We start from the raw sequence: 12,743 nt of genomic DNA, 5'->3' as shown, positions 1-12,743 counted from the left end.
GAACTCGAATCGGAGGTGTGTCGGATGGATCCCGGGGTGCGGTTCTCCGTGCTCGGACCGGTGCGAGTCTGGCGCGCGGGCATCGAACTGGACCCGCGGCCGCCACAGTTGCGGCACGTCCTGGGGCTCCTGCTGGTCCGGGCGGGCAGCCCGGTCGCGCCGGAGGAGTTCGCGCGACTGTTGTGGGGTGACGACCAGCCAGCCCGGGCGGCGAACATCGTCCACCGGCACATCGGGTTGCTGCGGCGGCTGCTGGAACCTGGGCTCGGGCCGCGGGAACAAGGCCAATACGTGCAACGGGTGGGAGCTGGATACAGCCTGGACGTCGAAGCGAGCGCCGTGGACCTGATCGTCTTCCGGCGCCTCGCGGAGCGGGGGCATGCGGCGGCCGGGGCCGGCGACCCGGCGACCGCGCTGGCGCACCTGACCGCGGCCCTCCAACTGTGGCGGGCGAGATGCGCAGCCGACCTGGACACCGGACCGGAGATGGCACCAGAGTTCGTCGCGGTCGACCACGAGCGGACGGAGGTGGCCGGCGCCGCGGTCGAAGCCGCCCTGAGCTGCGGGCAGCCGGCCGAGCTGCTGCCCCTGATCCGTACCGCCGCCAACCAGGACCCGTTGGACGAGGCGTTGCACGCTCGGTTGATCCTGCTGCTCGTCGCGGCCGGTAGGCAGGCCGCCGCGATGGCGGCGTTCGAGGCGATCCGGGTACGCCTGCACGACGAACTCGGCGTCGAGCCCGGCCCGGAGTTGAGAGCGGCACAGCAGCGGATGCTCGGCGCCGTCGCCGGGCCCACGGTCCCGGCGACGGTTGTCGCCGCGCCAGTGCCGTCACAGTTGCCGCCCGGTAACCGGCATTTCAGCGGTCGCACCGCAGAGCTGGCCCGATTGTCGTCGCTGGCCGCGAAGCTCGGCGACAACCCGGCGGCGACCATGATCGGCGTGGTCGACGGACTGCCGGGCATGGGCAAGACCAGTCTCGTCGTGCAGTGGGCACACGAGAGTGCCTCGTCGTTCCCGGATGGCCGCGTCTTCCTCGACCTGCGCGGGTTCGACGACCGCGCCAGCTTGCTGAGCACCGAGCAGGCGCTCGACCACCTCCTGTTGGCCCTCGGTGTGGCGCACACCGAGATCCCACCCCACGTCGAGGCTCGCAAGGCCATGTTCCGGACCCTGATGGCCGACCGCCGGATGCTGTTGATCCTGGACAACGCCCGCGACGAGGAACATGTCCGGCCGTTGATCCCGGCTTCGGCGGGCAGCCTGGTCCTGGTGACCAGCCGCAACCGGATGCTCGGCCTGATCAGCCAGGAAGGCGCTGTGCCGCTGAATCTGGACCGTCCATCGCTGGCCGAGTATCGAACGGCGTTCCGCAACCGCCTGGGCGCCGATCGGATCGTGGGACAGGAGGCGGCGCTGGACGAGATCGTCGAGCGGTGCGGCGGTCTCCCGCTGGCGGTCGCTGTCGTGTGCGCCCGAGCCGTCGCCTATCCAGACTGGTCGCTGCGGCAGATCGCGGACGAGTTGCGAGACGCGCGATCGCTGGACTTCTTCGACGGCGAGGAACCCCGAAGTGACGTTCGCACCGTGTTCTCGTGGTCGTACCACATGCTCAGCGACCATGCAGCACGTCTGTTCCGGCTGTTGACCGTCGGCCCGGGCCCGGACTTCGGTCTGGCCGTCGCCGCCGCGGTGGCGGGTCTCTCCCGTCCGGCGACGCGGGCGTTGCTGCGCGAGCTGGTCCGGACCCGCCTGCTGACCGAGTACCGGCCCGGCCGATTCCAATTCGACGATCTGATCCGAACGTACGCCGCGGAGCTGAGCGCCGGCCTCGACGGCCGGGACGACCGGGAGGGCGCCCTGCGTCGTCTGCTCGACCATCTGTGGCAGACCGGCTACGCCGCGGGAAGAATGCTGTCACCGGCAGTGTCACTGAGCACGCCGCCACCGCCGCTGCCGGGCGTCGTTCCGGAACAGATCGCCGATCCGCGGTCGGCGACCGCCTGGTTCGCCGACGAGCTGGCGCTGTTGGAGGCAGCGTCGACCGTCCGCGATGTGCGGGGCTTCCGGCCGTGGCAGCTCGCTCAGACGATCATGCCGTACTACCAGCGTCGCGCCATGACTCAGCGATGGCGGGGCGCGGCCGGGCAGGCGTTGGACGCCTCCATGGCGGCCGGTGACCTCGAGGGCGTGGCTGTCATGCACCGCCTGCGCGCCTGTGCCGAAATCTTCGGCCTCCCGGTGGACGGCCCGAACCTCGAGGTTGCGTGGGAGCATCTGGACGAGGCACTGCGGTTGTTCGACGCGGCCGGTTCTCCGTCCGGCGAGGGCCTGGTTCACACCAACATCGGTCGGCTTCAGCACCTCCAGGGCCGCTATGGCGAGGCTCTGCGCTCGTACGAGCGCGCCCTGACACTGTTCGAGTCGGCCGGTCACGACCGCGGGGCCGCTCTGGCTCTGATCGGGATCGGCGCAGAGCACGGCCGAGCGGGAGACATCGAGAGTGGCTTCCGAGATCTCCGTCGGGGTGAGGCCATCGCCCTGAGCATCGGCGACGTCGGCCTCGCGGGCTGCTTCAGCGCGGCAATGGCCGGCATCGAGGCCGGCCGGGGCCGGTTCGGTGCTGCGATCACGTTCTTCCAGCAGGCCCGGGACCGGTTCGGCCGCGGTGGCAATGTCACCTTGATCGCGCTCAACGAGGAGAGCTTCGGCGACGTCCTGGCCGCAGCCGGACGACATGCGGAGGCCGCGAGCGCGTGGCGGACGGCTCGGCAGAGTTACGCGGACCTCGGCCAGGAGGGACACGCCGATCGTGTCCGCACCAGGGGAGCCGGCGGTACCACGGATTGCCTGGTCGACACCTGAGGCCTAACGGTCCGCAGCCCTGAGGTCGCAGCGCGTTCCGGTGTCGCCGAGCCGAGGTAGAGGTGGACCGACCGTCGGTCGGGGCCGGTAGGCGGCATGAGACCCTGGGGCTTTGACCACAGGGGGTTAAATTGCGTCGCAGCATGCGCACTCCGGATCTCGGCATGCTGTCCACCCGGTTGCTGTTCGGACTGCAGTCCGAGCTTTTCCGGCGCAGCGCCGAGGAGGGCTTCGACGACATCAGGCCCCGGCACGGTGCGGTGACAGCCTATCTGGACGAGGACGGTCTGCGGCTGACCGATCTGACCCGGCTGTCCGGGCGGAACAAACAGACGATCGGCGCCATCCTCGATGAGCTGGAGAAGCTGGGCTACGTCAAACGGGTGGCCGACCCGGAGGACCGCCGTGCCAAGCTGATCGTGCCGACCGAACGTGGCCTGCGGTTGACGGCCCTGGCCGACGCCATCGTCGCGGACATCGAGCGAGAGTACGCGGCCAAGGTCGGAGCGGACGCCTACGAACGTTTCCTCCAGACCCTCGCCCTGATCACCGAGGACGTTCCTGGACGACTGGAGTGAGCGATCCGAAGGGCCCGGCTTCAGCCGAGTACGCGTTCGAAGGCGAGGGCAAGCCCGAGCAGCCTGCTGTCCGAGCCGGCGTACCGATCAGTTGGACTCCGACCGGGAGCCCGGCCGGGTCTGCGCCCGGGGGCAGTGACACGGCCGGCAGGTCGGCCACCGAGACGCCGAACACGTAGCGCATCAGCCATGTCACAACCGGCTGGCCGCGAGAGCCGGGCCGCCGTGGTGGGGCCCGATGTCAGCTCGGCTGCATCGCTACGGGTGGTTCTCTGACCGTTGGTGTGCCGCACGTGGCCTTCGGCTGTGCTCACCGGCGGTAGGGGTCACTACCAGCCAACCCGGTTCGACGCGCAGGCCGTGGCAGGTGACCACCCGACGCCCTGCAGGTATGCGCCGGGTCGTCGCCACTGTGGGAAAGAGTTTTGTAGAGCCTGTCGAGGTGCGAGCAGATCTCTCCGGCGGCGAGGCCGACAACTCCAGGTCCGCCGCTCTTCGCGCGGGGCGGTTCCGGCGAATAGTTCACGCGCGGGAGACGCTCACACGTTGCGGTCGCGCGTTAACGTGGCGGGGTCGTTTGAATGGGGTGGTTCATGGCCTTGCGGGATCTTGTGCGACGGGTGCTTGCGCGGCAGGCGGAGGGCATCGTCGCTCGGCCGGTGCCCACCTTGGACGGTTCCGCGGAGACTGTGCCGTTCGTGGCTGATGAGGTTTACCTGGTGATCCGGGTCAGCCAGTTGTGGTTGGCCAATGAGCGCGAGCTGTGGCGGGAGTTCTTGCCCTTCGGCGTTGTGGTGACCGAGTTCCTGCGTGGCGGCACCAGGGTTGCCGTGCCGCACCTGCTTGGATCGGCTGAGCTGAGCCGGCGGCTGCAGGTGACCGGCGAGCGGGACGCGGTGGAGATCTCGAACCTGCGGGTGGCCGGGCCGGTGCCCTACGAGGGCGACGACGTGAGTCTGCTGCTGGCGCTGTTCCGGGCGAAGACGTCGGACCTGCTGGAGCGCTCGCTGAGCCTGATCGAGAACCTGAGTGCCGCCGTCGGTTTCGCAGGGTTGGCGGGTTCCACCAAGATCGCCAGAGCACTGATCGACGGTATCGAGTCGTTCGTGGTCTCTTCGGCGCCGCAGTTGCGCGTCGGCGCGTACCACTCCTGGTCCGCCCCGACCGGCCCTGGCGGCGCGGCCAGCGGCCCGACAGAGCTGGCGTCCACCCACTTCGTGATCATCCGCCGGCCGGCGGGCGAGGCTACCCCGGCGGAGCTGCGGGTGGTCGGCGGCCGGCTCTGCCGGGTGGCTGCCGACGGCGCAACCGTGCCGTACACGGAGCACGACTTCATCCTGGTCCGGGTCGAGGCGGTCCGGCACCGTGACGACTACCGTCAGATGCCGTTCTTCCAGCTCTGGCAACGGACCCGCCAGCACCTCGCGGACGGCGACCTGGAGGCGGCCCAGGTGCTGTGGCGGCAGACCGCCGGGGCGCTCTGCACCGACGAGCTGATCCGCCCGCAGCAGGAGGCGCTTTTCGCGGAGTACCAGCGCCAGTACGTCGCGCTGGTGGAGCGCGCATCCGCCATGGTTTCCACCGTGCGCGGCGACGGGCACTCCCGCGACGGCGAGTCAGGCTGGGGCGCCGCGGCGGAGTTCGAGGACGACCCGGCGACCCTGTTGCGCAGTCTGGGGAGTTGACGCTATGCCGTTCTTCCGCCGCCGCCGATCCGGCTCCGCCGAGCCCACCGACGGGGGCGCGCCCGCGGGCGGTGCCGAGAGCGGGGACGAGGTCACCGAGGAGGTGTTGATGGCTGTGGCCAGTTGGGCGCACGGGCTCATCAACACCGGCCAGTTGGCGGAGGCGGACCGCGCGTTGCGCGGCATGGTCGGCCACGCGTGGGCCCTCTCGCCGAGCCCTGCCAGCTTTCTGGTCTTCCGGCTACTCGGCCAGTGCGCACGGGTCGCCGGCCAGCTCGACGACGCCCGCCGCGCCTACGCGTCGGCCTTCGAGGTGGCGACCGCGATGCCGGACAGCGACCGGGAGCGTGCCCTGGACCTGCGGGTCGCGGCGATCACCGGGATGGCCGCTGTGGAGATTGCCGATGAGCACCTGGACAAGGCTGCGGAGCTCTTCGGGATGGCCACCCAACTGGCCGAGATGGTGACCGACAAGACCGGGCTGGTTTCGGTCCTCTCCGGGCATGCCGAGGTGCTGCACCGGCAGGGCAAGGTAGGCGCCGAGGAACTTTACCGGCGGGCGCTCGACCAGCCAGGCGTGGACGGGCCCCGGCGCGGCATCCTGCTGGACAACGCCGCACGGGAGCTGTTGCGGCAGGGCCGGCGGGACGAGGCGATCGAGGCAGCCGCGGAGGCGGTGCGACTGCTGGCCGACTCGCCGGCGCGGTACGACGCCTACAAGGCGATGATCAACCTGGCGACGCTGCGCCGGGAAGTAGACCGGGCCGCGGCCGGCGAGACGTTCACCGCGGCGCACGACCTCATCCACGACCTGCATTCCCAGGTGGACGCCGCGCACTACACGTCCGGCTTCCGGGCCCGGGTGCAGCGCATTGAGGCGGCCACCCGGGAGCGGGCGGGCGACGACCTGTTGGGCCTGGCTCACCCGGCTTTCCGGGAGATGATCGCCGGCCTGGCCGATCCACGGATGCGGCGGGATCTCGCGGTCGGCGCGCCCGCCTTCTTGGCGGGGCGGGCGAGCGAGGAGGGCCAGCGGCACTTGCTGGAGCACCGCTACGGCGAGGCGGAGCGCTCGCTGCGCACGGCCGAGGAGCTCTGGATGCATCTCGGCGCCTCGCACGCGCTGCCGGCGGTCTGGTCGGCGCTCGGCCTGCTCTACACGACAGTCGGCCGCTACGACGAGGCGCTGGCGCTGCTGGAGCAGGCCCGGCGGACGGCGCACGAGATCGGTGACGCCCGCGCCGAGCTGACCGCGTTGACGAATCTCTGCACCCTGCTCTCCCGCGAGCCGACCCGCACCGAACTGAACGTGCTGGAGCTGGTGGCACAGGCCCGCGCGCTGGTTGACTTCCTGACCGTGCAGATCCCCGGCGACACCACCGGCGACCTCGGCATCCTGGACTCCATCGCGGCCAGCCTGGCCCGCGACCACGGCGCGACGGCGCTCGCCGACCGCTACCTGCTGGCCTCGATCGACGCGGCGCAGCACGCACACGACCGGCACGGCGCGGCGCTGCCCTTCGCGGGCCTGGATCGACTGGCGCTGCGGCTCGGCACACTTGTGCTGGAATGGTCACGATCGGGCCGGGCGGCGCAGGCCGCGCCCTTCCGCGAGCGGCTGGTGGCGCTGCGCCGGGAGGCGACAGACGCCGCGGTGCGTTATCCCGCGGACGCGGCACTGGGGCTCGTCGCGCTGGCCGCCGGTGAGCGCACCGATCAGACGTTGCGGGTGCTACGCGACGCCTGCGACGGCCATGACGACCTGCGCCGGGGCATCGCCGACCTGAGCGACGCGGCGGGCTTCGGCACGATCTTCGCGCCACCGTTCGTCGAGGCGGCGGGCCTGGCGCTTGAGCTGGGTCGGGTCGAGGAGGCCTTCGCGCTGCTGGAGCGCGCGAAGTCGCGGGCGCTGCTGGAGACGCTGCGCGACCGCGAGACCGGTGCCGACCCGGCGGACCCGCTGGTGGCGCGCGAGGCAGCCCTCTGGGCCGAGCTACGCCGGTTGCGCGCGTCGGGCGTGGACGACGGCCCCAGACCCGCCGAGGTCGAGGAGCGCCGGCAGCTGTTGGCCCGCCGGATGGCGGCCTCCGAGGACCAGCACAGAGTACGCACCGAGCTGCTCGATCTCTGGCGGCAACTCGCCGCGACCCACCCGACGATGCGTGCTCACCGGATGGCTGAGCCGATCACGGCCGACGAGGCGGCCCCGCTGCTGGCTGCCGCGGACGACGCGGTCCTGGTGGAGTACCTCACCGGCGCGGCCGGCGTATGGGCGTTCACGCTGAGCGGCACGGGCCTCACGGCCCGACAGTTACTGGGCCCGGACCTCCCCGGCGCTCCGGCCGCCTCCGACGTCGAGGCCTGGCAGGACCTGCTCGAAACGGCCGACGGCGACAGGATGCAGAGGCTTGTCGAGCACCCGGTGCACGCGGTGCTGACCGCCCCCATCGTCGAGGTGCCGCCGGGCCGGGCCGTCTACGTGGTGCCGCACGGCTCCCTGCACCTGGCCCCCCTGCACCTGCTCCCGCCGGCCGCTGACGCCGCCTCCGCCGGTGGTGCCGCTCCCGCTGGTGACGTCGCTAAGTCTGTTACCGCAGAGATCGGGGTTCGGCCCGGGACGTACCTGTTGCCGAGCGCCTCCCTGCTGAGGGCACCCCGACCGAGCGCGGCACGTACCAGCCCTGTCGATGATGGACCCGACGCGCGCGCCGCTGGGACGGGTGGCGAGATCGCTGGCGGAGTCCTCGTGGCGGGCGACCCCCTCGGTGACCTGCCCTATGCGCGATCCGAGTGCGCCTACGTGGCTGACCGGCTGGGCGGTGCGGCGCGGACCGGCGCCGCCGTAACGTCGGCCTGGCTCGCCGACGCGCTCGCCGGCCCCCAGCGTCCGCGCCTGGTACACCTGGCCTGCCACGCGGTCTTCGACCGGCGGCGCCCCGAGCGCAGCGGCCTGGTGCTGGCCGCTGCCTCGACCACACCCGGAGCGGCGAACCGAGGTGACGGCGCGCAGCTGAGGTGGCCGCTCGACGAGGACCGGCGACGCGGTGAACCGCCGGGCCCAGGGCCCACCCGTCCCCAACCGGGGGCGGGCGCTGGTGAGGGGGGCACCGAACTGGTGAGCCTCGCCCGGCTGGCGCAGTGGAACTGGGACGGCACGGTGGTCGTGCTGAGCGCCTGCGACAGCGGACGGCACCAGGTGCACGACGGGGACGAACTGGTCGGGATGGGCCGGACCCTACTGGCGTCCGGCGCCCGCGCCCTGGTCACGGCGATCCGGCCGGTCCCCGACCTGGCCACGGCGCTGCTGATGGGCTGGTTCTACGACGGGCTGGACCCGAATGGTCGGCTCGGGCCGGAGCAGGTCGGCACGGCCCTCGGCCGGGCCCAGCGGCGACTGCGCGAGGCCAGGGCGGCCGACCTGGTCACACGCGGTGTCCAACTGGTGGCCGCAGGGGGCGACCACGCCCTGCTGGGCTGCCGCACGATCGCGGTGGCGCACCGGGCAGCAGGCGACATCGACGCGTTCGTGACCTGGCAGCGCCACCTCGGCAGGCTCGTCGAGGGCCAGCCGCTGCCAGCAGATGCCACCACCCGGCAGGTGTCCACGGGTGCTCCCACGTACCGTACGGTTCGCCCGTTCGCCGGGCTCGCCGACTGGGCCTCGTTCACCGTCTACGGCGCGCCTTGACTCATGGCCGACTCGCAGGTCCCGTGGGGTGTGGCCGCGCTGAGCGGCGAGATCACCGAACCGGCCTGGCGCACCAAGCCCAGCCCGCATCTCGTCGCCACCGACGACCGCATGATCCCACCGCCGGCTCAGCGGATGATGTCCGAACGCGCACTTCGGCTTCACGGCAGGTCGCCGCCGGCCACCCGATCCAGCGGACCCCTGACTACTTGGCTTGACTCGCCGTCGCGCACGGTCAGATCATGCCGGCGCGCAGCGCGTACGCGACAGCGTGGGAACGGTTCCGCAGCTTGAGCCGGTGGGTGAGGCCGTAGATGACGTTCTTGACGGTGCGCTCGGAGTAACAGAGTTTGCCGGCGATCTCGCCGGTGTCGAATCCGTCCGCCATCAGGCGCAGCACGTCGACTTCGCGCAGGGTGAGACCGGCGGCGTTCAGGCCGTTGGGGGCGAGCACCTCGCGCTGCAACCGGTCGATGTGCTTGAGCAGCTCACCGACCAGGTTGGGCGGCATGACGCCACCGCCGTTGGCTGCGGCCAGGACGCTGTGCGCCAGCCGCTCGGCGGTGACCGCCGCTCGCGGCAGGATGGCCACCACGCGGCAGTCCACCGCGGTCAGCAACTCGCTTTCGGTGATCTCCCTGAGGACGAGGACCACCGGCAGGCCGTTCGCGGCGGCCGAGCGTCGCAGCATCGTCACGACGTCCACGGTGAGCTGCTCGCAGCCGAACAGCAGCACCTGCGCGCCGGCGCCGTCGTCGGTGGGCAGCAGTTCGACCGCCGAACAGGACCGCAGGAAGTTGTCGAGCCCCGCGTAGCTGAACGGGTCCGACGCCTGCAGGACAAGTCGCACCTTCTCCACCGTCACCTCCGCGTGTGAGGACTACGGTGGCAGTCTGCGGAGGGGGCCTTCAGAAAATCTCCACACCGTCTTCACGGTGGGTCCTCGGCACGTGAAGATTCGTCGCCAGTGGGGTCGACAGTGGATGTGGGGTCCGGCCCGGGCGGCACCTGCCGGGCGTGGCGCAGCGCCTCGACGTACGTGGGGAACTCCGTCGCGGCCAACTCCAGCCGGCCGGGCGCGAGCTGGTCGGCGAAGACGGCGTCGATGACGTCCAGGGCGAGATCGTCGGGAATCTCGTCCACCCGCTGAAACGGCACGTGCCCCCAGATACGCAGGATGCGCAGTCGGGCCCGTACCGCGGAGAGGGTGCGTTCCAGCTCGGCTATGGCCTGGTCGGCCCGCGCCGCGTCCAGTGTGAACCGCCCCTGACGGGCGAGGGCGAGCAGAAGCTCGCCGGCGAACGGGCTCGACGGTGCATCCGGATCAGTCGGCACGGGTCGAGTGCATCAGCTCCCTGGGCGAGACGGGTAGCATCGTCGAGGACGCTGCCCGTACTCCCGGCGGGATCTACCCGATTGTTGGGTACGGTGATCGAGTGGGTGATGCGGTCCTGAGTGGCCGGCTTGGTCATGGATGGTAGACAATCCCTCGGTGGGGAATAGCCGGACGGGTGGGACGCTCAGGGAGATTCCGCCCGTTCCGCAGGGCTGGGCCCTGCCGGCGGCGTCACACCGTCAGTCACTCAGGGCAGCGAGCTAAGGGCAGCAATGTCAGCGGAGCAGGTGGGGATCGATCTCCGTTTGTTGGGCCCGGTACGAGCCTGTCGGAACGGCGTCGAGCTTGTGCTCGGCTCGGCACGCCGGACGGCCGTGCTCTGCGTGCTCGCGTTGCACACCGGGCAGAGCGTCTCCCGCGACCAGTTGGTCACCGCCGTCTGGGGTGCGGAGGCGCCGCCCAGCGCGACCGGCAACATCTACACGTACGTCTCCACGTTGCGTCAGACACTGGAGCCGTCCCGGAGCAGACGGGCGGCGGGGCAACTGGTCAGCTCGGGCGGGGGCTGGTACCAGCTGCACCTTCCGCCGGTCTCCGTCGATGTTCTCAGGTTCGAGTCGCTGCGCGAGACGGCCCGACGGCAGCGGTCCGCCGGAGACACCGACGCCGAACTCGCCACCGTGGCGCAGGCCCTGCGGCTGTGGGGTGGCGACGCGCTCGCCGGGGTTCCCGGACCGTTCGCCGAGCGACAGCGGCTGCGCCTGACCGAGCTGCGGCTCGCCACCGCCGAGCGGTACACCGAACTGCTCGTCGGGGGCGGACGTCACGAGGAGGCCATTGACCTTCTGCGCGATCTGGCCGCTGCCTATCCGCACCGGGAGGACGTCCGGGCCAGACTCGCCACCATGCGGCCACCTGCGGACCAGACCACGAGCCCGTCCGCCGCGACGGGCGGCACACCGTCGACGAACGGCCGGATGGAGCCGACCGACGGGCCGGAAACGCGTACCGCAGGGGTGCTGGCAGCCGGGCCCTGGCCGCGCACCGGTACCGGCGCCGCCCTGCTGTTCGGCCGCGACCCGGCAGTGCGCCGGCTCCGCCGAGCGGTGGCGGAGGCCGCCACCGGGCGGGGCGGCAGCATCCTGCTCGAAGGACCCGCCGGCATGGGCAAGACGGCACTGCTCACTGCCGCGTTGAGCGCAGCCCCGGACGGGTGCCGCATCGGCTGGGCGGTCGGGGGCGAGGTCGCCCGGGACACCCCGCTCGGCACTCTGCGCGATTGTCTCGACTCCGCGCTGGCGGCCGGACCGCACCAGCTCATGACGCAGGCGCCGATCCCCGCTTCGGTGCCGGACAGCGACGCGGCGGCCGAGGCGGTGCGAACCGTTCGACGCGCCGCAGCCGACGGGCCTCTTGTCCTCGTCATCGACGATCTGCACCGGGCCGATCCGGTCACGCGGCGCGCCTGGGCCACTCTGGGCGGGCAGGTGGGCGAGCTACCGCTGCTGCTGGTCGCCGCCGTCCGACCCGGTGTGAACGAGGCGGCCGAGCGGTCCGCCGCCGACGTCGTGACGCTGGGTCCCCTGGACCCCGACTCGGCCGGCGCACTGGTCCGGGCGGTCGCTCCGCAACCGCCCGAACGCCTGGAGGTGGCCCGGATCCTCGACGAGGCCGGCGGGCACCCGGACTATCTGCGTCAGCTCGCCCGGCACGGTATCGACCCGTTCCCGGCGGCCGCTCTGGCCGCGACGGTCCGGGCACACCTCTCCCCGTATCCTGACGATGTCCGCCAGGTGCTGCGGGCAGTCGCCCTCCTCAGCGCGTACGAGGTGCGGACCCCCGGCACGCAGCCGCCCGGGTGCACGATGGCCGAGTTGGCCGCGGCGACCGACCACCATCTCGACGAGCTCGCCCGGATGCTGGCCCCGGTGCGGGCCGCCGGGATCCTCGCGCCGGGGGACCGGCTGTGCTTCCACCACCGGGTCGTGGTCCGCGCCCTGTGCGAGGGCACGCCGGCCGCGCTGCGGGTCACCCTCTGCCGTGGGTACGTCGAGCGGCTGTCCGCCGCCGGCACCGCCCCCGAGCGGGTGGTGGCGCTGCTGCTCGCCGGGGAGGTCCCGGTCGACGACCGCTTCGGCGGTTGGCTGGCCGACCACGTCGAACGGGTCGCCGAGGCAGCGCCACGGATCGCCGTCGCCGCCCTCGCCCAGGCGCACGCCCAGCACTCCCTCGATCCCGCCCTTCGGCTCACGCTGACCGCGTGGCTGGCCCGACTGCTGCTGCGCCAACGGCACAACGCCGCGTCCGAGGCCGGCTGGGTCGCCGCGCGCACCGCCGATCCGGACTTGGCGGGGGAGATGCGCTGGACAGCGGCGCACAGCCACGAGCGGCGGGGTGACGTCGAAACCGCAGCGGAGATCGCCCACGTGGCGCTGCGGGAACGTCGGATCGGCCCGCAGTGGATCGACCGGCTTCGCGCACTGCTCGGCCGGATCCGGCCGGACCTGCCGGGCAACCCGACCCAACCGCAGATCTCTCGATCGGGCCTCGTCGGCGGGGAAAGGTCGATCGCCTCGTGACCGCTGGTGCCG

The 12,743-nt window shown here is 71.9% G+C and carries 7 protein-coding genes; 5 read left to right on the top strand and 2 right to left on the bottom strand.

Annotated elements, in window-relative coordinates; genetic code table 11:
• Positions 1 to 24: 24 nt before the first annotated feature.
• The 4 genes from ACGFIQ_RS27420 (at position 25) to ACGFIQ_RS27405 (ending at position 8,816) form a co-directional block, all read left to right on the top strand.
• Positions 25 to 2,865 (top strand): BTAD domain-containing putative transcriptional regulator, encoded by a 2,841-nt coding sequence (locus tag ACGFIQ_RS27420; RefSeq protein ID WP_393248362.1) that lies wholly within the window; start codon positions 25 to 27, stop codon positions 2,863 to 2,865.
• Between the two features lie 143 nt (positions 2,866 to 3,008).
• Entirely contained in the window at positions 3,009 to 3,443 is a 435-nt protein-coding gene (locus ACGFIQ_RS27415) for a MarR family winged helix-turn-helix transcriptional regulator (protein WP_393248360.1), read from the top strand.
• A 698-nt stretch (positions 3,444 to 4,141) separates the two neighbouring features.
• Complete coding sequence (locus tag ACGFIQ_RS27410) at positions 4,142 to 5,128, top strand: hypothetical protein (protein ID WP_393248358.1); 987 nt, start codon at positions 4,142 to 4,144, stop codon at positions 5,126 to 5,128.
• A gap of 4 nt (positions 5,129 to 5,132) precedes the next feature.
• Positions 5,133 to 8,816 (top strand): CHAT domain-containing protein, encoded by a 3,684-nt coding sequence (locus ACGFIQ_RS27405; RefSeq protein WP_393248356.1) that lies wholly within the window; start codon positions 5,133 to 5,135, stop codon positions 8,814 to 8,816.
• 235 nt (positions 8,817 to 9,051) lie between these two features.
• Here ACGFIQ_RS27405 and ACGFIQ_RS27400 read toward each other — a convergent pair whose 3' ends face one another.
• Both ACGFIQ_RS27400 and ACGFIQ_RS27395 read right to left on the bottom strand, forming a co-directional pair.
• Positions 9,052 to 9,585, bottom strand: a complete 534-nt coding sequence (locus ACGFIQ_RS27400) for a response regulator transcription factor (protein ID WP_393248434.1) — start codon at positions 9,583 to 9,585, stop codon at positions 9,052 to 9,054.
• A 161-nt stretch (positions 9,586 to 9,746) separates the two neighbouring features.
• The gene (locus ACGFIQ_RS27395) at positions 9,747 to 10,151 is read right to left on the bottom strand and encodes a hypothetical protein (RefSeq protein ID WP_393248354.1); all 405 of its coding nucleotides are present in this window, start codon (positions 10,149 to 10,151) and stop codon (positions 9,747 to 9,749) included.
• Between the two features lie 273 nt (positions 10,152 to 10,424).
• On the opposite strand from ACGFIQ_RS27395, the gene ACGFIQ_RS27390 reads away from it, so the two are divergent.
• Positions 10,425 to 12,731 (top strand): AAA family ATPase, encoded by a 2,307-nt coding sequence (locus tag ACGFIQ_RS27390; protein WP_393248352.1) that lies wholly within the window; start codon positions 10,425 to 10,427, stop codon positions 12,729 to 12,731.
• Positions 12,732 to 12,743 lie beyond the last annotated feature (12 nt).

The sequence above is a fragment of the Micromonospora sp. NPDC048898 genome (assembly GCF_043198035.1).
Taxonomy (GTDB): Bacteria; Actinomycetota; Actinomycetes; order Mycobacteriales; family Micromonosporaceae; genus Micromonospora.
The sequence above is the reverse complement of the archived record's forward strand: the minus strand, read 5'-3'. Positions and strand labels throughout refer to the sequence as shown.

Bases quoted from the DNA above. Each gene is read 5' to 3' on its own strand.
- ACGFIQ_RS27420 (WP_393248362.1), top strand. From the start codon at position 25: ATGGATCCCGGGGTGCGGTTCTCCGTGCTCGGACCGGTGCGAGTCTGG.
- ACGFIQ_RS27415 (WP_393248360.1), top strand. From the start codon at position 3,009: ATGCGCACTCCGGATCTCGGCATGCTGTCCACCCGGTTGCTGTTCGGA.
- ACGFIQ_RS27405 (WP_393248356.1), top strand. From the start codon at position 5,133: ATGCCGTTCTTCCGCCGCCGCCGATCCGGCTCCGCCGAGCCCACCGAC.
- ACGFIQ_RS27390 (WP_393248352.1), top strand. From the start codon at position 10,425: ATGTCAGCGGAGCAGGTGGGGATCGATCTCCGTTTGTTGGGCCCGGTA.